Here is a 21933-nt window from a genome sequence, read left to right on the forward strand (position 1 = left end):
TTCCGATCCTCTCTGAAACCACAAGCGTTTGGCGCAGTTTGTGCTTTGACTTAGAGGTCAACAAATCACGACGCACACTAGCGTCACAGGGAGCCGGCATGCTGGAAAAGCTGTTTCAACTCAAAGCCCACAACACCAATGTGCGCACCGAGATTCTCGCGGGGATCACCACCTTCCTGGCCATGGCCTACATCCTCTTCGTGAACCCGAGCATCCTCGGCGAGACCGGCATGGACAAGGGCGCGGTGTTTGTCGCCACCTGTCTGGCGGCCGCCATCGGGTCCGCCGTGATGGGCCTGATCGCCAACTACCCGATCGCCCTGGCACCGGGCATGGGCCTCAACGCCTTCTTCACCTATACCGTGGTCCTGCACATGGGCCACACCTGGCAGGTGGCGCTGGGCGCGGTATTCATTTCGGCGGTGCTGTTTTTCCTGCTGTCGATCTTCCGCATTCGTGAGTGGATCATCAACGCCATTCCCCTGCCCCTGCGCTCGGCGATTGCCGCCGGCATCGGCCTGTTCCTGGCGCTGATCGCCCTGCATAACGCCGGTATCGTGGTGAGCAACCCGGCCACCATGGTCGGCCTGGGCGACCTGAAGCAACCGGCGCCGATCCTGGCTACCCTGGGTTTCGTACTGATCGTCGCGCTGGAAGCCCTGGCCGTACGCGGCGCGGTGCTGATCGGCATCCTGGCGGTGACGATTGCCTCTATCGTATTGGGCTTCACGCCCTTCATCGGTGTGACCTCGGTGCCGCCGTCCCTGGCCCCGACCTTCCTGCAACTGGATATCAAGGGCGCGCTGGACATCGGCCTGGTCAGCGTGATCTTCGCCTTCCTGTTCGTTGACCTGTTCGATAACTCCGGCACCCTGATCGGCGTTGCCAAGCGCGCCGGCCTGATGGGCAAGGACGGCCATATGCCGAAAATGGGCCGTGCGCTGATTGCCGACAGCACCGCCGCCATGGCCGGTTCCCTGCTGGGCACCTCGACCACCACCAGCTACATCGAATCGGCCGCAGGCGTGAGCGCCGGTGGCCGTACCGGCTTGACCGCCATCGTGGTCGCGATCCTGTTTTTGCTGGCGTTGTTCTTCTCGCCACTGGCTGCCAGCGTGCCGGCCTATGCCACCGCGCCAGCCTTGCTGTTTGTGGCGGTGCTGATGAGCCAAGGCCTGGCCGAAATCGACTGGGACGACATTACGGTGGCAGCGCCGGTGGTAATCACCGCCCTGGCGATGCCCTTCACTTACTCCATCGCCAACGGCATCGCCTTCGGTTTCATCGCCTGGACCGCCATCAAGCTGCTTTCGGGCCGCTACCGTGAGCTGAACCCGGCACTGGTGATCCTGTCGATCCTGTTTGTGATCAAGCTGGGCTGGTTCAACGCATGACTTTCGACGCCGCAAGCTACACCGCTCAACTGCAAGACAAGGTCACGCGCCTGCGTGACCTGCTGGCACCGTTCGACGCACCCGAGCCGCAGGTCTTCGACTCGCCGTTGCAGCACTTTCGCCTGCGTGCGGAGTTCCGCCTGTGGCGCGAAGGCGGCGAGCGCCACTACGCGATGTTCTCCCAGGAGGACAAGCGCACGCCGATCCTCATCGAAGAGTTCCCCATCGCCAGCCAGCGCATCAACCAGTTGATGCCGCAACTCAAGGCCGCCTGGCAAGCCAGCGCCGCCCTGAGCCACAAGCTGTTCCAGGTGGAGTTCCTCACCACCCTGGCCGGCGACGCGATGATCACCCTGTGTTATCACCGCCCGCTGGACGAACATTGGCATACCGCCGCGAACACATTGGCCGCTGAGCTGAATGTGAGCATCATCGGCCGTTCCAAGGGCAAGCGCGATGTGATCGGCCACGACTACGTGGTGGAGAAACTCGACGTCGGTGGGCGCACCTTCAGCTACCGCCAACCCGAAGGCGCGTTCACCCAGCCCAACGGCACGGTGAACCAGAAGATGCTCAACTGGGCCTACGAAGCGCTGGGCAATCGCCCGGACGATTTGCTGGAGCTGTACTGCGGCAACGGCAACTTCACCCTGCCGCTGGCGACCCGCGTGCGCAAGGTGCTGGCCACCGAGATCAGCAAGACCTCGGTGAATGCGGCCCTGAGCAACCTGGATGAAAATGGCGTGGAGAACGTCACCCTGGTGCGCCTCTCCGCCGAAGAACTCACCCAAGCCCTGAACGAAGTGCGCCCGTTCCGCCGCCTGCACGGCATCGACCTGAAAAGCTACGAGTTCGGTAGCGTCTTCGTCGACCCGCCCCGCGCTGGCATGGACCCGGACACCTGCGAGCTGACCCGGCGCTTCGACAACATCCTGTACATCTCCTGCAACCCGGAGACGCTGGCGGCGAATATCGCGCAACTGCACGACACGCACCGGATTACCCAGTGTGCAATGTTTGACCAGTTCCCGTGGACGCACCATATGGAGTCGGGTGTGTTGCTGACCCGCCGATAAATCTGCGAGGTAGGAGCGAGCTTGCTCGCGAAAAACGTCAACGATAACGCGTGCTTCCTGGATAAACGCGGTGCCTGTGGGGTTTTCGCGAGCAAGCTCGCTCCTACTGTTTATTCAAGTGTCTGTTGTCTCTGGGGGCTGCGGTACTTCCTTGCGTGGCCGGCCCCCCTTCTTGCCATTGGCCCGGGCCGCTGCGGTCTTGGCCGCGCTGCTTTTGCGACCATTGCGCGATGCCACCAGGCTGGTTGCCAGGTCCATCAGCGGCTGGCTTGTAGCGATCAACCCTGTGATCGAAACATCCAGGTCCTGCGCTTCACAGCTAATCGCCTTGCCTCCGAAAGTCACTTCCAACTGCTGGAAATCCTTCTCTGAAAACCCTTCGAACTCCGGCAGGCCAGCCACCGGCAACACAACGCGGCTGCCATCGCTGAAGCCAATGGAGAGGCAATCGTTTTCATAACGTACGTTACTGGCGTTGGCGTACAGGCGTTTCAACCTGCGTCCTCGGGCGATTGCCTTGTCAACGTCGGCTTCAGTGAGAGGTACATAAGGTGTGACTTTGGCTTTTATGATCTTTTTCATAAATCGATCTCCACAAAACCTGGGGCTCTGACCAGATTCAAAATTGTTTTCTGCCCTACGACATCGTGTCGGGCACGTGCAATCACGTAAACACCACGCTGAATGACCAATCCAGGAATGAGTTCATCCGTTTCCCAATTCCAGGAATGATTCTCCAGGCAAACCGTCTGCAGTTTTTCCCACCAAATCCTGCGTGCCCGCGCCAAGTAGTGCCGCTGCATGATCGCCCCGCGTATCTCCTTCAGAAGTGCTATGGGTGGCCGCCTCCGTTCAGGCTCTACATCCCACAACTCAACTTCCCCATCCAGGAAACTGAAACGAAACCGCGCATCCCATCCCTTGCCCCTGACATGCACATGGGGCGGGCAATGCTCATCCCTGATAAACACCGAAATGACATAGCCTTTGTAAGCACCTACTCTCATCGTAACCCATCCGTTAGGTTATTTTCCGTCAGGTAACAATTTCCCTCTGCACACCCGACAACCGGCTCCTATTCCCGAAGCTGATTCACAGATTAGTAACCACAAAAAAACCGGCGAATACCGGGTTGTAACCAGGGATGCCAACGACTGGAACAACCCGGTCAATGCTCGAAAGTCCGCCTCGTTCAGCAACCTCGCGCAATACTTCAACCGAATGCACATCAGCCGGTGATCCAGCAATTGCATTGATTAAACGTTCGATCACCGAACAGATCCGCAGCCATCCATTGACCAAATTAACCAACCAGTACATTTTGATTCCACAACCAATAAGAACTGTGGAGAAGCCTCTATGCCGCCCATCGTGCTGGTGCTCAACGGCCCCAATCTCAACCTGCTCGGCACCCGCGAGCCTGCCACTTATGGCCATGAAACCCTGGCCGACATTGCCGCCCTGTGTGGTCGCAGCGCCGACAAGCTCGGTCTGAAGATCGAGTTTCGCCAGACCAACCACGAGGGCGAATTGCTCGACTGGATCCACGGCGCCCGCAACCGCTGCGCGGGTATTGTGATCAACCCGGCGGCTTGGACTCACACTTCGGTCGCGATCCGCGATGCCCTGGTGGCCAGTGAAGTGCCGGTGATCGAAGTGCATTTATCCAACGTGCATGCCCGTGAAGCCTTTCGTCACCACTCGTTTATGTCACCGATCGCCCAGGCCGTGCTGGCCGGGTTTGGCAGCCATGGCTACCACCTGGCACTGGAACATTTCAGCCTGACGCTGAAGGGACGCACGTGATGAAACCACGCATTCTCGCTGGCCTGATCGGCGCCGGCATCCAGGCCTCACGCACCCCGGCACTGCATGAGCAGGAAGGCGATGCCCAGGGCTTGCGCTATCTGTACCGCCTGATCGACCTGGAACCGCTGCACCTGAACCTCGACGCCCTTCCCGACCTGCTGCGCGCCGCGCAGCAGATGCACTTCACCGGCTTGAACATTACCTACCCGTGCAAGCAGGCGATCCTGCCCTTGCTCGATGAACTGTCCGATGAGGCCCGGGGCATTGGCGCGGTCAACACCGTGGTGTTCAAGGATGGCAAGCGCATCGGTCATAACACTGACTGCCTGGGGTTCGCCGAAGGCTTTCGGCGCAACTTGCACAACGTGCCGCGCCAACGCGTGGTGCAGATGGGCGCCGGTGGCGCAGGCGCAGCGGTGGCCCATGCGCTGTTGGCCGAGGGTGTGGAGCACTTGAGCGTCTTCGACGTCGACAGCAGCCGCGCCCAGGACCTGGTGGATAACCTCGCCCAACACTTTGGCGCCGGCCGCGCTCAAGTCGGCAACCAGCTGGAAAACGCCATGGCCGAGGCCGATGGCTTGGTGAACACCACGCCGATGGGCATGGCCAAGCTGCCCGGCACGCCGGTGCCAGCGCGATTGTTGCGGGCCCAATTGTGGGTGGCGGAAATCGTGTACTTCCCGCTGGAAACCCAACTGCTGCGCGACGCCCGCGCCTTGGGTTGCCGTACGTTGAATGGCGGCAATATGGCGGTGTTTCAGGCGGTGAAGGCGTTTGAGTTGTTCAGCGGTGAAGTGGCGGATGCAGATCGAATGCTGGCGCACTTCCAGAGCATGACTATCTAGGGATGCAAACCCAATCAAAAATGTGGGAGCTGGCTTGCCCCAATGCCAGTCAGTTAAGGGCTTTTTGTAGGAGCGAGCTTGCTCGCGAAAAACTCACAGGCGCCGCGTTCATTCAGCAAGCGCGTGTTATCGTTGACGTTTTTCGCGAGCAAGCTCGCTCCTACAGCATCGGGGCAAGCCCGGCTCCCACATTGATTGGATTCGGTCTTGAAAGCAGGTGTTCTCAGGCTTGCAGGTAACGCAACACCGACTCGCAAATCATCGCCCGATGCCGCTGCTTGATCACCTCGTCCGACAACTCAATCTGGAAAATCTCGCTGAAGGTGTGCCGATTGGACACCCGGTAGAAACTGAACGAGTTGATCAGCAAATGCACATCCAACGGCTCCAGCCCTTCGCGAAACAGCCCCAGCTCAGCCCCGCGGCGCAGGGTCTCCCCCAACCCTTCCAGGATTTTGCTGTTCATCGCCTTGATGGTGTCGGTGCGCTTGACGTACTCGGCGTTGTGGATATTTTCGATGCTGACGATGCGTACGAAATCCACATTCTGGTCGTGGTGATCGAAGGTAAATTCCACCAACCGCCGGATCGCCTCACGAGGTTCCAGGGCGGTGAGGTTCATACGCGTCTCAGTGTTGCGGATATCACCGTAGAGCTTCTCCAGCACCTCGACGTATAGCTGCTCCTTGCTGCCGAAGTAGTAATAGATCATGCGCTTGGAGGTATGGATGCGCTCAGCGATAGCGTCTACGCGAGCGCCGGCCAGGCCCTGTTGAACAAACTCGACAATGGCTTCCTGGAGAATATTCTCCCGGGTCTTTTCCGGATTGTTCTTGCGACTCTTGCGCGGTGCGTCAGCTACCGCGGGGAGATCGGGACTCGAGGTCATGGTGCGCTCACGGCCATTGTTGTGCAGGCGCTGATTATGGGCCGCGGCGCTCCCCGAAGGAAGCACCTGCCTTGCGGTTATAGCCGAGCCTGGCGTACCGCCCCACTGCGCGACTTGGCCATCGCCGCCAGACGCACCGCCACGTTGGCAGCGCCGTAGCCGGCATAGCCATTCTTGCGTTGGATGATCTCGAAGAAAAACCGCCCCTCGAACGCCTCGGTGTACACATGAAACAACTCACCGCCCTGGGCGTCGCGGTCGTACAGCACGTTGTAATACGCCAACTCACTGAGGAACTCATCGTCGAAATCGAAGCGTGCCGCCAGGTCGTCGTAATAGTTGAGCGGGATATCCAGCAACGGCACACCGGCCTCTTTGGCCCGGCGTACCTCGGCAAAAATATCCGCGCAATCGAAGGCAATGTGGTGCACGCCCGAACCGCGATAGCTGGAGAGCGCGTGGGAAATCGCCGTGTTGCGGTTTTCGGAAATATTCAACGGCAGGCGAATCGAACTGCAACGGCTGCGCAACGCACGGCTTTTCACCAGGCCGTAGGGGTCGGGCAGGACCACTTCGTCATCGGCTTCGAAATCCAGCAGGCTTTTGTAGAACAACACCCAACTGTCGAGGCTGTCGGCCGGCAGCGCCATGGCCATATGGTCGATGCGCAACAAGCCACCACTGGCGGGTGCAGCCGTTTGCAGGTTGAAATCGGTGTCGTACAGCCCGCCTTCGCTGGGGTCGACCAGGTAAATCAGGCTGCCATCCGGTGCACGCACGGCGGCCAATTCCAGCTCGTTGGGGCCGACCAGGCCGCGATAAGGCTGGCCCTTGTAGGCCACCGCCCGCTCCAGGGCCTTGGCACTGTCCTTGACCCGAATTGCCGTGGCGCACAGCGACGGGCCATGGGCCTCGAAAAAGTTGTGGGCGAAGGAATAGGGTTCGCAGTTGAGGATCAGGTTGATGTCCCCCTGGCGCAACAGGCTCACATTCTTGGAGCGATGCTGACCGGCCTTGGCGAAACCCAGGCGCTCCAGCCAATGGGTCAGTTTGGCGCCGAGGCTTTCGTCCACGGCAAATTCAAGAAACTCGATACCGTCGTATTCGCTGGCCGCCGGAGTTTCAAACAGGATATCAACGGGCGCAGCGGGGGCTTCTTGCGCCAGGCGCTGGCGGGTTTTTTCTTCCAGGTACAACAGTGACCGCAAACCATCCGCCGCATTCGCACGGGTCGGCGCAGCGCGAAAACCGTCATTGAAAATTTCCAGGGACAACGGCCCGGTGTAACCACTCTGGATGATCGGCGCGAGAAAGCCCGCCAGGTCAAACTCGCCCTGCCCCGGGAAGCAGCGGAAATGCCGGCTCCACTCCAGCACATCCATGGCCAGGATCGGCGCGTCGGCCATCTGCACGAAGAAAATCTTGTCGCCGGGGATCTGGGCGATGCCACTCGGGTCGCCCTTGAGCGACAAGGTGTGGAAGCTGTCGAGCAACACGCCCAGGCTTGGGTGGTCGACCTGGCGCACCAGGTTCCACACCTGCTGCCAGGTGTTCACATGCTTGCCCCAGGCCAACGCTTCATAGCCGATGCGCAGGCCGCGCTTGCCCGCGTGTTCGGCCAGCAGGCTCAGGTCATCGAGCAGAATACGTTCGTCACCCACGCTGTCGGCCGAGGCGTTACTGCACACCAGCACCAGGTCGGTGCCTAGCTCTTGCATCAGATCGAATTTGCGTTCGGCACGCTCCAGGTTGCGCGCCAGGCGATCACGGCGGCAGCCTTCGAAGTCGCGAAACGGCTGGAACAGGGTGATGGCGATGCCGAGGTCGGCGCACATCTGCCGGACTTCCCGAGGGCTGCCGTCGTAATACAACAAGTCGTTCTCAAAGATCTCCACCCCATCAAACCCGGCGGCGGCGATGGCTTCGAGTTTTTCCGGCAGGGTGCCGCTCAAGGACACAGTGGCAATAGAACGTTGCATGGAAGACTCCCGGCAATTGTTGTTTGTGGCAAATTATTCGCCCCCAGCCTACAGGCAGCAATTAAAATGTACGAACCGGTTAGTTTTTGGTGCGATTATCGAACACTAAGCCTCTTTGGCGAATTGACGACTTTTTAACCACTGCGCACCATCGACCGGGCAATTCGCTCACGTAACAAAGACCCAGAACACACCATAAGAATTTCAAAAAACGGGTACAAACCTCATGCCTCTGCAAAATTCAGCCCTGGCCGCGCGCCCGGGCAACCCGCACGCCGGCATCGGCGACAAGATCCGCGGTGCCCTGGCCGTGGGTAAAACGCGCTGGGGCATGCTGGCCCTGGTGTTCTTCGCCACCACCTTGAACTACATCGACCGCGCCGCCCTGGGCGTGATGCAACCGATCCTCGCCAAGGAAATGAGCTGGACGGCGATGGACTACGCCAACATCAATTTCTGGTTCCAGGTCGGCTACGCCATCGGCTTTGTGCTGCAAGGCCGCCTGATTGACCGGGTTGGCGTCAAGCGCGTGTTCTTCTGCGCCGTGCTGCTGTGGAGCCTGGCCACCGGCGCCCATGGACTGGCCACTTCGGCGGTGGGCTTTATGGTCTGCCGGTTTGTCCTCGGGCTGACCGAAGCCGCCAACTACCCGGCCTGCGTCAAGACCACACGCTTGTGGTTCCCGGCGGGTGAACGTGCAGTGGCCACCGGCATCTTCAACGCCGGCACCAACGTCGGCGCGATGATGACACCCATGCTGCTGCCGTTGATCCTGCACGTGTGGGGCTGGCAGGCAGCGTTCCTGTGCATGTCGGCACTGGGCGGTATCTGGCTGGTGCTCTGGGGCTTGAAGTACTACAACCCGGAAGACCACCCCACCGTTAAACAATCCGAACTGGACTACGTGCAACAGGAAGTCGAGCCAGAACAACCCCGTGTGCCGTTCAGCCGCATCCTGCGCATGCGTGGCACCTGGGCCTTCGCCCTCGCCTACTCGCTCACTGCGCCGGTGTTCTGGTTCTACCTGTATTGGCTGCCGCCGTTCTTGAACCAGCAATACAACCTGGGCATCAACGTGACCCAGATGGGCATTCCGCTGATCATCATTTACCTCACCGCCGACTTTGGCAGCGTGGGCGGCGGGATCCTGTCGTCATTCCTGATCGGCCGAGGGATGAACTCGATCAAGGCGCGGCTGTTGTCGATGTTGCTGTTCGCCTGCTGCATCGTCGGCGTGATCATGGCGGCCGGCTCCAGCCAGCTGTGGGTCGCGGTGTTTGCCATCTCCCTGGCCATCGGCGCGCACCAGGCCTGGACCGCCAACATCTGGAGCCTGGTGATGGACTACACGCCCAAGCACATGATGAGCACGGTGTTCGGTTTCGGCGGCATGTGCGCGGCCATCGGCGGCATGTTCATGACCCAGATCGTCGGCCATATCCTCACGGTGACCAACAACAACTACACGGTGTTGTTCACCCTGATCCCGGCGATGTACTTCATCGCACTGGTGTGGATGTACTTCATGGCGCCGCGCAAGATCCCCACGGTAGACGTTTAACTAACGCCGCCGCTGCTGCCAGGCAGCGGCCAACCCGCTCATGCAGATCACCCCGATACCCACCACCGTGGTCATATCGGGGGTATGGCTGAACACCAGCCAGCCCAACAACCCCGCAAACACGATCTGGCAATAGCCAAACGGCGCCAGCAAGGCCGGCGCCGCGAAGCGGAACGCCTGGGTGAGCATCAGGTGCGCGGTCATCCCGCAGGTGCCCAGCGCCAGCATCATCACCGCATGCCACAGCGTCGGCACTTGCCAGAAGAACGGCACCATTGCACTCATCACCAAGGTGTTGCACAGGCCGGCGAAGAAGTTGCTGGTGGTCGGGCTGTCGTATTGGCTGAGGATGCGCGTGAGCAACTGGTAGAAGCAGAAGAACAGCGCCGAGCACAGCGGCAGCAGTACCGCCGGGGTAAACAGCTCGCCGCCGGGGTGGATGATGATCACCACGCCGATAAACCCGCAGATCACCGCCAGCCACTGGCCACGGGTCACGTGCTCACCGAGCAACGGCACCGACAGCGCCGTCACCAGGATCGGCGCCAGGAAGTTCACCGCAGTGGCTTCGGCCAACGGGATGTAATGCAGCGCCGTGGTGAAGAACAGGCTGGTGCCCAACAGGCATAACGCCCGCACCACCTGCATGCCCGGCCGCTTGCTGCGCAACACGCGCAGGCCCGATTGCGGCAGGAAGATCCCGGCCATCAGCAAGGTGTGGACCATGTACCGCGCCCACACCACCATCACGATCGGGTAAAACCCGGCCAGGTATTTGGACAAGGCGTCGTGGCTGGAGAACAGGAACGTCGCCAGCACAATCAGCAGGATGCCTTTGAACGGATGGTTGACGCCGGAGAGCGGGGTACTGACAGTCATTGAATTCTCTTGTGTGGCGAGCGGGACGCTGAGCGCTGAACCAAGTCGCGCTCAACCCGGTAATCTAGCAGCCGGGCCGGAGTCTGCCCCAAGAGCATAACCAAACACCGGGCGAACAGCGCACTAAATCGATGGATCCGAGTCCAACGCTGCACGCTCGCCCCGGCGTTGCACACTTTTTAACCAAGGCCTTGCCGCTATGAAAAAAATCCTCTTTGCCCTGTCTGCCCTCGCCCTGCTCGCCGCCTGCGATAAAACCCCGAAAGAAGCCCCCAAGCCCGCGCCCGCCTCCGTGCAAGCGACCCTGGTGCCCGAGACCCCGCCCACCGATAAATGGGTCGGCAAGTGGGTCGGCGTCGAAGGCTTGTACCTGACCATCGCCAAGGACGACAGCATTGGCCGCGGCCACTACCTTCTCACCATGCAATACGGCCTGGACGCCGATGACGCCGGCACCTTCAAAGGTGAGGCCGCTGAAGACGGCATCGCCTTCACCCGCCCCGACGGCCCGCAGCAGTTGCGCGCTGGCGATGGCGCCGCCACCGGTTTGAAGTGGCTGGCAGATAAAAAAGACTGCCTGATCGTTGCCACTGGCGAAGGCTATTGCCGTTAATACCGACCATAATCAATCACGGTTAGCACACAGAGGATTGCTCCCATGCTATGGAAAAAAGGCCGACGCAGCGACAACGTGGTGGATGCCCGTAACGACAGTGGCGGCGGTGGCGGCGGTATGCGCTTCGGCGGCGGCAAGGGCCTGAGCCTCACGGCCATCGTGCTGATCGTTGGCATTGGCTGGCTGACCGGCCAGGACCCGATGCAGATTCTTGGCCAATTGACTGGCCAGATGGAACAGGCGCCGTCGGTCAGCACCCAGCCGCGTCAGGCACCGGCGGCCAACGATGAGCACGCCGATTTTGTGCGCGCGGTGCTGGGCGATACCGAAGACACCTGGGGCCAGGTGTTCCAGGAAAACGGCCTGGCCTACAAGAACCCCAAACTGGTTCTGTTCCGTGGCCGGGTGAACTCCGCCTGCGGTGGTGCCACCTCGGCGAGCGGCCCGTTCTATTGCCCGGCTGACCAGCAGGTCTACCTGGACCTGGATTTCTTCCGCGAAATGTCGCAACGCTTCCAGGCCGCCGGCGATTTCGCCCAGGCCTATGTGATCGCCCACGAAGTCGGGCATCACGTGCAAACCCTGCTCGGCATCTCGTCCAAGATCCAGGCGGCGCGCCAACAGGGTCGGCAGATGGAAGGCGACGGCGGTCTCCTCGTACGCCAGGAGCTGCAAGCCGACTGCTTTGCCGGGGTGTGGGCCAACCGGGCGCAAAAACGCCTGAACTGGCTGGAACCCGGTGATATCGAAGAGGCCCTGAACGCAGCCAATGCCATCGGCGATGACCGCTTGCAGCAACAAGGCCAGGGGCGCGTGGTACCAGACTCGTTCACCCACGGCACCTCGGCCCAGCGCGTGCGCTGGTTCAAGACCGGCTTCGCCCAGGGCCAGATCACTCAATGCGATACCTTCGCGGCCAAGAGTCTCTAAATGATCAAACGATTGGGGTTACTGCTGGGTGTGCTCGTGTCCTGTTGCACCTTCGCGGCTGAACACGGCGTCAAGGTGGTCAGCCCCGATCGCTTTCATCTGGAGGCCGGCGACCTCAGCCTGGGCATGAGCCAGGACTGGCGCCAGCCGCTGCCCAAGGTCACTCGCGCACTGATCATCGTGCATGGCCGCCTGCGCAATGCGCAGACCTACCTGCAAAGCGGCATCAACGCGGCCGAGCATGCCGGGGTGGGCGGCACTACGCTGGTGATCGCACCGCAGTTCCTCAATCAAGCCGACGTGAAGCGCAACCACCTGGGCCACGAGGTAGTGCGTTGGAAGGGTAACGACTGGATGGCCGGCGCAGCTTCCACCGGCCCAGGGCAGATCAGCTCTTATGGCGCTCTGGACCAGATCATCAAGCACTTGGGCAACCGCAAACTGTTCCCGGCACTGAAAGAAATCGTGGTCGCCGGGCATTCCGGTGGCGGCCAAGTGGTGCAGCGCTTCGCCCTCACCGGCCACGACCATCCGTTGCTGAACACCGAGGGCATCCGCCTGCGGTATGTGGTGGCTAACCCGTCGTCCTATGCGTACTTCAGCCCGCAACGCCCGGTGACGTTCGACATCGCCAATTGCCCAGACTTCAACGACTGGAAGTACGGCATGCAGAACCTGCCGGATTACGTGGGTGACCGAGGTGCCCAGCAACTGGAACAAGACTACGTCTCACGCGACATCACTTACCTGTTGGGCGTGCAGGACATCGACCCCAACCACCCGGCATTGGATAAAAGCTGCGAAGCCGAAACCCAGGGTGCGTATCGGCTGATACGTGGCCACAACTTCTTTGACTACCTCAAGCAGCGGCATCCGCAGTTGGGTCACCGGCTGGTAGAAGTGCCGGGGGTGGGGCATGACGGGGATAAGATGTTTACCTCGCCAGAGGGAGAAAAGGTACTGTTCACGCAGTAGTCACTGACAAAACCCAATAAAAATGTGGGAGCGGGCTTGCTCGCGAATGCGGAGTGTCAGTCATCCTATTTGATACTGAACAACCGCATTCGCGAGCAAGCCCGCTCCCACATTGGATTTATGCTAACCGATTCAAATCATCCGGCGCAGCACTGCGCAGTCTGCCGCATGCCAATCCGCCAATTCCGGCCACGGGTTCTCCGGCAGGTTCACCAACACGGTCTTGGTCCCCGCCGCCCGACCACAATCCAGGTCAAAGCGATAATCCCCGACCATCACCATTTTGCTCGGTGCTACGTCCCACGCCGCCGCCAGTTTCAACAGGCCACCCGGATCAGGCTTGTGCGGCGCATCATCGCGCCCCAGCACGTCCTCAATGGCAAAGCAGTCCGCCAGGCCTATCGCCTCCAGGGTGATATGGGCCAGCTCCCGCGCATTGCGGGTCAGGATCCCCAGGCGATAACCGCGCCCAGCCAGTTCCCGCACCAGTTCCACGGCACCTGCGGCCGCAACGGAACCCAGCGCCAGCTCGCGTTCGTGCTCCAGCAGCCAGACATGCTTGGCCGCTGCCTCCGGCGCCGGCAAGGCCGCCAGGTGCGTGAGGATGTCGTCTTCGGGTGGAATGTCCAGCGCCACGCGGATCGCGGCAAAATCATGCACCGCCACCGTGAGGGTGCCGTCCATGTCGAACACCCAGTGCTTCACGTCGCAGAGGCTCATGCCCAATCCTTGCGATGGCGAATCAAACCTTCCTGGGTCACCGACGCCACCAGTTGCCCGGCGCGGTTGTACACGCTGCCCCGGGAGAAACCCCGGGAGTTGCCGGCCCACGGGCTGTCCATGGCGTACAGCAACCAGTCATCGGCACGCAGGTCGGCGTGGAACCACAGCGCGTGATCGAGGCTGGCGACCTGCATGTCTTTCTGCCACACGGTCTTGCCATGGGGCAGCAGCGAGGTGGTCAACAGGCCGAAGTCCGAGGCATAGGCCAACAGGTACTTATGCAGCGCCGGCGTGTCCGCCAAGGCACCGTCGGCACGAAACCACACGTACTTGACCGGGTCGGACGGCTGCGGGTTGAACGGGTCTTTTTCGGTGACCGGGCGCACTTCGATGGGCTTGGGGCACAGCAGCTTGTCGCGCATGTGCTCGGGGATCAGGTGCGCACGTTGCTGGGTCAGCTCCAGCTCCGACGGCAGGTTTTCCGGGCCCACTACCACCGGCATGGTGGTCTGGTGCTCGAAGCCTTGTTCGTCGTACTGGAACGAGGTCGTGCAGGTGAAGATCGGATTGCCCTTTTGAATCGCGGTGACACGACGCGTGCTGAAACTGCCACCGTCGCGCACGCGGTCCACCGAATACACCACCGGCAACGCGGCATCGCCAGGGCGCAGGAAATAACCATGCAGGGAATGCACATGCCGAGCTTCTTCTACGGTCTGGCTGGCCGCCGACAGCGACTGGCCGAGCACTTGGCCGCCGAACAGTTGGCGAAAGCCCAGGTCCTGGCTGCGGCCGCGAAAGAGGTTTTCCTCGATCGGCTCCAGGGTCAGCAAGTCCACCAGATCTTCCAATACTTGGCTCATTCAAACTCTCCTCAAAGCAAAACGGTATCTACCTGTAGGAGCGAGCTTGCTCGCGAAGAACGCAAGAGCGCTGCGGTAAACCAGAAGCACTGCGTCATCGTTAACGACCTTCGCGAGCAAGCTCGCTCCTACAGGTTTCTATTGAGCATGACCGCCTGCCTATCCGTGCAGCGTGTCCAACCATTGGGCGCGGGTGATGCGGTACAAAACATGCGGGCGCAGCGGGTCACCGGCTGCGACTTTCGGGTGTTCAAAATCTGCCAGTGGATCGTAATGCATACCGATGGCCTGCATGACTTTTTGTGAGGGCAGATTGGCTTCGGTGGTGAAGGCCAGGATTTCGTCCAGTTGCAAGCGGTCAAAACCACAGCGCAGCGCGGTCCAGGCGGCCTCACTGGCATAACCCAGGCCCCAATGCTCACGGGCCAGGCGCCAGCCGATCTCCACCGCCGGGGTAAAGCCGGCTTCGAAGCTGACATTCGCAAGGCCCGTCAGGCCGATAAATTCACCGGTGTCCTTGCGCTGCAAAGCCCAGAACCCAAAGCCATATTCAGCAAAATGCCCGCGAATCCGGCCGATCAACGCTGCGCTCTCCAAGTGGCTCAATTGAGCCGGGAAGTAACGCATTACCTGCGGGTCGGCGCACATGCGCGCAAAGTCCGGCAGGTCGCTGTCACGCCATTGGCGCAGCACTAAGCGTGCACTTTCCAATTCCAGTATCGGCTCCATGGGTCCCCCCTGCCTTGCCATGTGCGTGAGTGTACAGCGCTGTTAAGATCCGTCGCAGGTTCCCGTCAGAAAATCCCATGCCCTTGCCATTGATCTACCACGAAGACTACAGCCCTGAGTTCCCGGCGGACCACCGGTTCCCCATGGACAAGTTTCGCCTGTTGCGTGACCACCTGGTGGACAGCGGCCTGACTGAAGACAGCCAATTGCTGCGCCCGCCGCTGTGCCCGGCAGATATTTTGGCCTTGGCCCATGAACCTGGGTATATCGAACGCTACATGAGCGGTGAACTGTCCCGCGAAGACCAGCGCCGCCTCGGTCTGCCCTGGAGCGAAGCCCTGGCCCGGCGCACGGTGCGTGCGGTGGGCGGCTCGATCCTGGCCGCCGAACAAGCCCTCGAACATGGCCTGGCCTGCCATTTGGCCGGTGGCACGCACCATGCCCATTACGATTATCCGGCGGGTTTCTGCATTTTTAATGACCTGGCGGTGATCAGCCATTACCTGTTGGCCAGCGGCCGGGTCAATCGCGTGTTGATCTTTGATTGCGACGTACATCAGGGCGACGGCACCGCACGCATTCTGCACGACACGCCGGACGCCATCACCGTGTCGCTGCACTGCGAAAAGAACTTCCCGGCACGCAAGGCCCAGAGCGACTGGGACATCCCGCTGCCCATGGGCATGGGCGATGCTGACTACCTCAAGGTGGTGGATGACGCGCTCAATTACCTGCTGCCGCTCTACCAGCCGGATCTGGTGCTGTACGACGCCGGCGTGGATGTGCACAAGGACGACGCCCTTGGTTACCTCAAGCTGACAGATGCAGGCGTCGCCGCCCGTGATGAAAGCGTGATGCGCCACTGCCTGGGCCGCGACATACCGGTGATGGGCGTGATCGGTGGCGGCTATAGCAAGGACCGCCCTGCCCTCGCCCGCCGCCACGGCATCCTGCACCACAGCGCGCAGCGGGTATGGACGTCATCAGGCTGTCATTGAAGTGTGAGCGTTACCCACAATGCCTGTGGAACGGCCTGTGGATAACTTGAGCGTAAGCGGCTACAAGCGTTTGACCGCATGGCCTGTAGGAAATTGTACGTTTTTTGATCAGGCAGCGGCGTCGTGGTCGGGTAGAATGCTCGGCCTATTCACATCACCGTAGCCCTGCCCATGCCTCAGAGTTCTGCCCACCACGTCTCCATTATCGGCGGCGGCCCCGCCGGGCTGATGGCCGCCGAAATCTTGAGCCAGGCGGGCGTGCGCGTGGATCTGTACGACGGCATGCCGTCGGTGGGGCGCAAGTTCCTGCTGGCAGGCGTGGGCGGCATGAACATCACCCACTCCGAGGCGTACCCGGCGTTCCTGTCGCGCTACGCCGAACGCGCGCCGCACATGGCGCCGCTGCTGCGCAGCTTTGGCGCCGAGGCGTTGTGCGAATGGATCCATGGCCTGGGTATCCAGACCTTTGTCGGCACCTCCGGCCGCGTATTTCCTACCGACATGAAAGCCGCGCCCCTGCTGCGCGCCTGGCTCAAGCGTCTGCGGGAGCAAGGTGTGGTTATCCACACCCGGCATCGTTGGACGGGTTGGAATGCCGAGGGCGATTTACTTATCCACAGCCCGGACGGTGAAATAGTTGTCCACAGCGACGCCGTGCTGCTGGCCCTGGGCGGCGGCAGCTGGTCGCGACTGGGCTCCGACGGTGCATGGCTCAACCTGTTTGAAGGCAAAGGCCTGCCCTATGTGCGACTGCAACCGAGCAACTGCGGGTTTGAGGTGTCGGCCTGGAGCGCGTTGATGGTCAGCAAATTCGCTGGCGCGCCGTTGAAAAACGTCGCCATTGGCCTGGGGGATGACAAGCCTCGGCTGGGCGAATGCGTGATCACCGCCACCGGTATCGAAGGCAGCTTGATTTACGCCTTGTCAGCGCCGATTCGCGAAGCGATCAACCGCGACGGTACTGCTACGGTGCATATCGATTTGCTGCCGAGCAAGCCGTTGGACAAGGTGCAGGCCGCATTGGCCAAGCCCCGTGGCTCGCGGTCGATGAGCAAGCATTTGCACAGTCAGTTGGGGTTGGATGGTGTGAAAGCGGCGTTGTTGCGCGAGCTGACGCCTGGTGAACACTTCACCGATCCGGCGCAATTGGCAGTGGATATCAAGGCGTTGCCGCTGACGCTGGTGAGGACGCGGCCAATGGATGAGGCGATCAGCACGGCCGGTGGTGTGCCGTTTGAAGCGCTGGATGAGCGGTTGATGCTCAAGCCCTTGCCTGGGGTGTTCTGTGCCGGGGAAATGCTCGATTGGGAGGCGCCGACCGGTGGGTATTTGCTGACCGGGTGTTTTGCCAGTGGCCGGGCGGCTGGGCTGGGGATGTTGGAGTGGCTTAACCGCTGAGAGCTGGGTGGATTCAAGGCCGCCATCGCAGGCAAGCCAGCTCCCACCTTTGACTGTATTCGCAACTCAAAGGTGGGAGCTGGCTTGCCTGCGATGAGCATAGGTATCTACACAACTTCGGCACGACGCTAAATCTGTGGCGAGGGAGCTTGCTCCCGTGACGGCCTGGCAGCCGACACAGATATAACTGATGCCCCGCGATCCAATGTGGGAGCTGGCTTGCCTGCGAAGACGGCCTGACAGTCAACACAGTTGGACCGTGTACATATCCATTCCTGCGGTAACGGCCACTTAGGGTTCCGCTTTTACAGTGGCTCACTTTTGAAAAGCGCAAAAGTAAGCAAAACGCTCTTGCCCCACCACTCGGCACCTCGCTTAGGCTCGGTGTACCCGTAATCCGCCAGCGTGGTTTAACGGGGCGCCTAAGATCAAAAGCAGATCAAAAGCGGCTCGCTTCGCATCGTGGTTACCGTTGAGCTTATAGAGTTATGTAGATACCTATGCTGCGATGAGGCCATCAGCCACCGCGCAAAATCACTTCTTCTTACGCGGCCCTGTGTTAAAAACCGGCACCTTGCGCACCGGCTTGATCGAAGGCTCAGCCGGGGCCACGTCCCCACTGTCCACCCACTTGCCCAGGTTGCGCTTGCCGCCACCGCCGGACGCCTTAGGCTTCTTCGGCTTTTTCGGTTTCTTGACCACCTGCCCGCTGGCATCGGTGTCCGGCACGCGGTGCTCCGGCTCGAAATCCGGTTCCATTTTGCGGGTGAGGGTCTGGCGGGTCAGCATCTCGATGGCCGAGAGCATGTTCACCTCATCGGCACACACCAGGGAAATCGCTTCACCGGTGTTGCCCGCACGGCCGGTACGGCCGATGCGGTGGATGTAGTCCTCGGCCACGATCGGCAGGTCGAAGTTGACCACCAGCGGCAGGTCTTCGATATCCAGGCCACGGGCCGCCACATCGGTGGCCACCAGGATTTGCACGTCGCTGGTCTTGAAGCGGTCCAGTGCGCGTTGGCGGGTGGCTTGTGGTTTGTCGCCATGGATGCCGTCGGCGTTGATCCCCAGGCCCTGCAACTTGTCCACCAAGGCGTCTACGCCGTTGCGGGTCTTGGCGAATACCAGCACTTGCTTCCAGCGGCCTTTGCGCATCAGGTGCACAAACAGCTCCGGCTTGCGCTTCTTGTCCACCGGCACCACCCACTGCTTGACGGTGTTGGCGGCAACGTTGCGTGGGCTGACTTCGATGCTCAGCGGGTCGTTGAGCATCTGCCCGGCGAGCAGGCGAATGTCATCGGAGAAGGTCGCGGAAAACAGCAGGGTCTGGCGCTTTTTCGGCAGCATGCGATAAATGTTGGCAAGCTCTTCGGAAAAGCCCAGGTCGAGCATGCGGTCGGCTTCATCCAGCACCAGGGTTTGCAGCTGGTTGAGCTTCAGCGCGTTCTGGCGGAACAGGTCGATCAGGCGGCCAGGGGTGGCGACCAGAATGTCGACGCCTTTGCGCAGCTTCATCATCTGCGGGTTGATGCTCACGCCGCCGTACACCGCGTAAGTGGTCAGCGGCAGGTGTTGGGCGTACTCGGCAACGCTGGCATGAACCTGCTCGGCCAGTTCACGGGTGGGGCACAGGATCAGCGCACGCGCCGAGTTGGCGGCGACTTTCGGCCCTTCCAGGGTCAGCAGTTGCAGCAGCGGCAAGGCGAAACCTGCGGTCTTGCCGGTGCCGGTCTGGGCCGCGGCCATCAGGTCGCGACCGGCCAGCACTGCCGGAATGGCTTGCGCCTGCACCGGCGTCGGGGTCTGGTAGCCAAGCGTCTCAAGGGCGCGCAGCAAGGGTTCGATCAGGCCAAGGGTGGCGAAAGTCATGTAGTTACCGTAGGAAAAATTCAGCGCAAGGGCGTAATGCGCGGCAGTTTACCTTATTTCGGGTTTGGGCTTGCGCCATTGGGGCAGGCTGATCAGCAACACCGCGCTGATGATCACCAGCATTGCCAGGGCTTCTTCCAGGCCGATGCTCTCACCCACGAACACAATCCCCAGCAACACGGCGACGGCCGGGTTCACATAGGCGTAGCTGGTCGCCGCCGCCGGGCGTACGTGCTTGAGCAGGTACATATAAGCGTTGAAGGCGATGATCGAGCCGAACACCGTGAGGTACGCCAGGGCCAGCCAGCCTTCCAGCGGCGGCATGGCCTGCAGGTGCTCGCCAGACAATGCACTGACGATCAGCAGCGCCACGCCAGCCACGAGCATTTCCGCGGCACTGGCCATGGCGCCTTGAGGCAGCGGCAAGTGGCGGCTCCACACCGAGCCGAAGGCCCAGGACGCCGCCGCCATCAACAGCAACACCGCGCCCAGTGGGCTCGACTGCAAGGTACTGCCCATGTTGAGCATGGCGATGCCGATGATCCCCAGCAGCACCCCGGCCCATTCCAACCGCGTATTACGCGCGCCCCAGAAAAACCCACACAGCAAGGTAAACAGCGGCACCGTCGCCACCGCCAGCGCGGCCACGCCGGACGACACGCCCATATGTTCCGCCACACTCACGCCACCATTGCCCACAGTGAGCAATAAAATGCCGATCATCCCGGCCGCCTTCCACTGCGGCCAGGTCGGCGCCGGCACCCCGCGCCATCTGAGGAAGCCATACATCAACACGCCCGCCGTGCAAAACCGAATCCCCGCCAGCAACAGCGGCGGCCAGTACTCCACGCCGATACGGATCACCAGGTAGGTGGAACCCCAGATCACATACAACGCAAAAAAGGCGGCGATCAACGGTAAGGGAAAGCGACGTGGGCCAGGCATTGGGCGGCTCTATGGCAGGAAATGGGAGACTTATTCTAGAAACGAAGGTGCATAAACTTAAGTTACAAAACCTGTTTAAAACGCCAATACACTTCTCAAACCATGGTTATCAAGGCTATAAACCGTGCTTTCGAAAGCCACGCGCAACCGGAGCCTTATCATGGACAAATACGACCGCATGCTCCTCAGCGCCCTGCTTGAAGATGGCCGTGCTTCCTACGCGCAACTGGCGCGCACCGTGAACCTCTCCGCCCCTGCCGTGGCCGAACGCGTGGCCAAGCTTGAGGCCAGCGGCGTGATCACCGGCTACCAGGCCAAGGTGGACTTGTCCAAGGTGGGCTTGCCGATTCAATGCGTGATCGAACTGCGGTTGACCAATCACGGCAGCCAGAAGGTATACGACGCTCTGGCGGAAATTCCCGAACTGACCGAATGCCACCGGGTCACGGGCGACCCATGCGTGATCATGCAAGCGGCGGTGGGCTCGATGCCCGAGTTGGAGAACCTGATTAACCGCGTAGCGAAGTTTGGCTTCAGCAAGACCTCGATTATTTTGTCCAGCGCCATAGAGCGGCGGGTGCCGTTGGGGCAATTGGAAGCCAATGGGAAAAATGCTGGCTGAGCGATCGCCATCGCGGGCAAGCCCCCTCCCACATTTTTGAATGTATTCACAGATCAAAGTGTGGGTGGGGGCTTGCCCCCGATGGCGTCATTGGTTTCATCGCAAGACCAATCCCTTTCATTTGCGGGACGTTTCCGAGAGAATCCCACGGCCTTGTTTCCGTCGGATTCGGTAGCTAGTCTCGCCCTGTCATCTAATGTTCGGTGACCGGACGTGCAAGTCCGACGACGGTAATACGCATAGCCCTCTTAACTCTCTACGCCTGGTTTATCTCAGGCGCTAAGTGTCATGGCAGCTGTACGCGGGAGATCTTCGGATCTACCGGACTCCGTCTCGGTCTTGCACACCCGCGTACTGCTGCCACCCTAATTCGTGTGCAAGCGAACGGTTGCAGCTTCTTACCAGACGGAGAAGTTTCACCATGGTCAAAAAAGTCACCCCCGATCCACCCAGTCCAAAACCGACTTCCTCAGCGAAGACGCCCTGCTCCACCGTCGTGCCATCGACTACTACCTCAAGGCATCCGCCCCGGATGCGCCCATCTTTATCCTGAATGACAACCTGAGCTTCGAAGACGCCCTGGCCCATGCGGCGGATTTGTTGCATTGCGCGGTGGAGACGGCCCATGCCTCGGGTGAGGTGATGAAGGCACCGCAGCGGGCGGTGATGCATTTGGTGGAGATGGCGAAGGGGGTGGTGGATCAGGCGCTGGAGTGCGCACAGCCTCGATAGGCGACGCATAACCCATGTGGGAGCGGGCTTGCCCGCGAAGGCGGTGTGTCAGTCAACTTATTTAGCGACTGACACCCTGCATTCGCGAGCAAGCCCGCTCC

At 60.8% G+C, this 21933-nt stretch carries 22 protein-coding genes and 1 pseudogene; 12 read left to right on the plus strand and 11 right to left on the minus strand.

The genetic code is table 11. From position 1 onward, the window contains the following. Positions 1–98 precede the first annotated feature (98 nt). Together BUE92_RS10785 and trmA are read left to right on the plus strand one after the other, a co-directional pair. On the plus strand, positions 99–1394 hold the full coding sequence (locus BUE92_RS10785; RefSeq protein WP_073523618.1) for an NCS2 family permease: 1296 nt from the start codon (positions 99–101) through the stop codon (positions 1392–1394). Next, on the plus strand, positions 1391–2470 hold the full coding sequence (trmA, locus tag BUE92_RS10790; RefSeq protein ID WP_073523620.1) for a tRNA (uridine(54)-C5)-methyltransferase TrmA: 1080 nt from the start codon (positions 1391–1393) through the stop codon (positions 2468–2470). The genes BUE92_RS10785 and trmA overlap by 4 nt, the downstream gene beginning before the upstream one ends. Positions 2471–2584: 114 nt before the next feature. Here the strand turns inward: trmA and BUE92_RS10795 are convergent, their stop codons facing one another. The 3 genes from BUE92_RS10795 to BUE92_RS27865 all read right to left on the minus strand — a co-directional run bounded on the left by BUE92_RS10795 (position 2585) and on the right by BUE92_RS27865 (position 3790). Then, positions 2585–3052, minus strand: a complete 468-nt coding sequence (locus BUE92_RS10795) for a DUF2442 domain-containing protein (protein WP_060767998.1) — start codon at positions 3050–3052, stop codon at positions 2585–2587. After that, positions 3049–3477, minus strand: a complete 429-nt coding sequence (locus BUE92_RS10800; protein ID WP_073523622.1) for a DUF4160 domain-containing protein — start codon at positions 3475–3477, stop codon at positions 3049–3051. The genes BUE92_RS10795 and BUE92_RS10800 overlap by 4 nt, the downstream gene beginning before the upstream one ends. 85 nt (positions 3478–3562) lie before the next feature. Further along, a complete protein-coding gene (locus BUE92_RS27865; protein ID WP_143169969.1) occupies positions 3563–3790 on the minus strand; it encodes a hypothetical protein in 228 nt (75 codons plus the stop codon). Positions 3791–3829: 39 nt separating this feature from the next. Between BUE92_RS27865 and aroQ the strand changes: the two genes are divergently transcribed. Both aroQ and BUE92_RS10810 read left to right on the plus strand, forming a co-directional pair. Continuing rightward, positions 3830–4276 carry a type II 3-dehydroquinate dehydratase gene (gene aroQ / locus BUE92_RS10805; RefSeq protein ID WP_073523624.1) on the plus strand — a complete coding sequence of 149 codons (447 nt, stop codon included), beginning with the start codon at positions 3830–3832 and terminating at the stop codon, positions 4274–4276. Continuing rightward, positions 4276–5124: a shikimate dehydrogenase gene (locus tag BUE92_RS10810; RefSeq protein ID WP_073523625.1), complete on the plus strand. Its 849-nt coding sequence runs from the start codon at positions 4276–4278 to the stop codon at positions 5122–5124. The genes aroQ and BUE92_RS10810 overlap by 1 nt, the downstream gene beginning before the upstream one ends. A 223-nt stretch (positions 5125–5347) precedes the next feature. Here the strand turns inward: BUE92_RS10810 and BUE92_RS10815 are convergent, their stop codons facing one another. Together BUE92_RS10815 and quiC are read right to left on the minus strand one after the other, a co-directional pair. Continuing rightward, complete coding sequence (locus BUE92_RS10815) at positions 5348–6013, minus strand: TetR/AcrR family transcriptional regulator (protein ID WP_073523626.1); 666 nt, start codon at positions 6011–6013, stop codon at positions 5348–5350. Positions 6014–6090: 77 nt separating this feature from the next. Further along, complete coding sequence (quiC, locus tag BUE92_RS10820; RefSeq protein WP_073523627.1) at positions 6091–7992, minus strand: 3-dehydroshikimate dehydratase QuiC; 1902 nt, start codon at positions 7990–7992, stop codon at positions 6091–6093. Positions 7993–8218: 226 nt separating this feature from the next. Between quiC and BUE92_RS10825 the strand changes: the two genes are divergently transcribed. Continuing rightward, positions 8219–9553, plus strand: coding sequence for an MFS transporter (locus BUE92_RS10825; protein WP_014720038.1), 1335 nt, complete (start codon positions 8219–8221; stop codon positions 9551–9553). Here BUE92_RS10825 and BUE92_RS10830 read toward each other — a convergent pair whose 3' ends face one another. Then, positions 9554–10432 carry a DMT family transporter gene (locus BUE92_RS10830; RefSeq protein WP_003194370.1) on the minus strand — a complete coding sequence of 293 codons (879 nt, stop codon included), beginning with the start codon at positions 10430–10432 and terminating at the stop codon, positions 9554–9556. A 199-nt stretch (positions 10433–10631) separates the two neighbouring features. Here BUE92_RS10830 and BUE92_RS10835 point away from each other — a divergent pair, with 199 nt between their 5' ends. Genes BUE92_RS10835 through BUE92_RS10845 form a run of 3 tightly spaced genes read left to right on the plus strand, consistent with a single transcriptional unit; the run spans position 10632 to position 12953 of the window. Then, positions 10632–11045, plus strand: coding sequence for a lipoprotein (locus BUE92_RS10835; protein ID WP_073523628.1), 414 nt, complete (start codon positions 10632–10634; stop codon positions 11043–11045). Positions 11046–11090: 45 nt separating this feature from the next. Beyond that, positions 11091–11978 (plus strand): KPN_02809 family neutral zinc metallopeptidase, encoded by an 888-nt coding sequence (gene ypfJ / locus BUE92_RS10840; protein WP_073523629.1) that lies wholly within the window; start codon positions 11091–11093, stop codon positions 11976–11978. Further along, positions 11979–12953, plus strand: coding sequence for a hypothetical protein (locus BUE92_RS10845; RefSeq protein ID WP_073523630.1), 975 nt, complete (start codon positions 11979–11981; stop codon positions 12951–12953). 132 nt (positions 12954–13085) lie between these two features. Here the strand turns inward: BUE92_RS10845 and BUE92_RS10850 are convergent, their stop codons facing one another. The 3 genes from BUE92_RS10850 to BUE92_RS10860 form a co-directional block, all read right to left on the minus strand. Next, positions 13086–13673 (minus strand): HAD family hydrolase, encoded by a 588-nt coding sequence (locus BUE92_RS10850; RefSeq protein ID WP_073523632.1) that lies wholly within the window; start codon positions 13671–13673, stop codon positions 13086–13088. Continuing rightward, positions 13670–14539 carry an acyl-CoA thioesterase II gene (gene tesB / locus BUE92_RS10855; RefSeq protein WP_014720043.1) on the minus strand — a complete coding sequence of 290 codons (870 nt, stop codon included), beginning with the start codon at positions 14537–14539 and terminating at the stop codon, positions 13670–13672. The genes BUE92_RS10850 and tesB overlap by 4 nt, the downstream gene beginning before the upstream one ends. 159 nt (positions 14540–14698) lie before the next feature. Beyond that, on the minus strand, positions 14699–15268 hold the full coding sequence (locus tag BUE92_RS10860; RefSeq protein ID WP_073523635.1) for a GNAT family N-acetyltransferase: 570 nt from the start codon (positions 15266–15268) through the stop codon (positions 14699–14701). Between the two features lie 77 nt (positions 15269–15345). Here BUE92_RS10860 and BUE92_RS10865 point away from each other — a divergent pair, with 77 nt between their 5' ends. Together BUE92_RS10865 and BUE92_RS10870 are read left to right on the plus strand one after the other, a co-directional pair. Next, positions 15346–16266, plus strand: a complete 921-nt coding sequence (locus BUE92_RS10865; protein ID WP_060767991.1) for a histone deacetylase family protein — start codon at positions 15346–15348, stop codon at positions 16264–16266. 171 nt (positions 16267–16437) lie between these two features. Then, positions 16438–17664 (plus strand): TIGR03862 family flavoprotein, encoded by a 1227-nt coding sequence (locus BUE92_RS10870; protein ID WP_073523636.1) that lies wholly within the window; start codon positions 16438–16440, stop codon positions 17662–17664. Positions 17665–18198: 534 nt separating this feature from the next. Here BUE92_RS10870 and BUE92_RS10875 read toward each other — a convergent pair. Both BUE92_RS10875 and yedA read right to left on the minus strand, forming a co-directional pair. After that, positions 18199–19533, minus strand: coding sequence for a DEAD/DEAH box helicase (locus tag BUE92_RS10875; protein WP_073523637.1), 1335 nt, complete (start codon positions 19531–19533; stop codon positions 18199–18201). Between the two features lie 48 nt (positions 19534–19581). After that, positions 19582–20478, minus strand: a complete 897-nt coding sequence (gene yedA / locus BUE92_RS10880) for a drug/metabolite exporter YedA (RefSeq protein ID WP_034126930.1) — start codon at positions 20476–20478, stop codon at positions 19582–19584. 160 nt (positions 20479–20638) lie between these two features. On the opposite strand from yedA, the gene BUE92_RS10885 reads away from it, so the two are divergent. Then, positions 20639–21100: an Lrp/AsnC family transcriptional regulator gene (locus BUE92_RS10885; protein WP_014720049.1), complete on the plus strand. Its 462-nt coding sequence runs from the start codon at positions 20639–20641 to the stop codon at positions 21098–21100. A 421-nt stretch (positions 21101–21521) separates the two neighbouring features. Beyond that, positions 21522–21832 (plus strand): annotated as a pseudogene (locus tag BUE92_RS10890) (DUF6124 family protein). The last annotated feature ends 101 nt before the right edge of the window (positions 21833–21933 follow it).

It is taken from the genome of Pseudomonas fluorescens (assembly GCF_001902145.1).
Classification (GTDB): Bacteria; Pseudomonadota; Gammaproteobacteria; order Pseudomonadales; family Pseudomonadaceae; genus Aquipseudomonas; species Aquipseudomonas fluorescens_BV.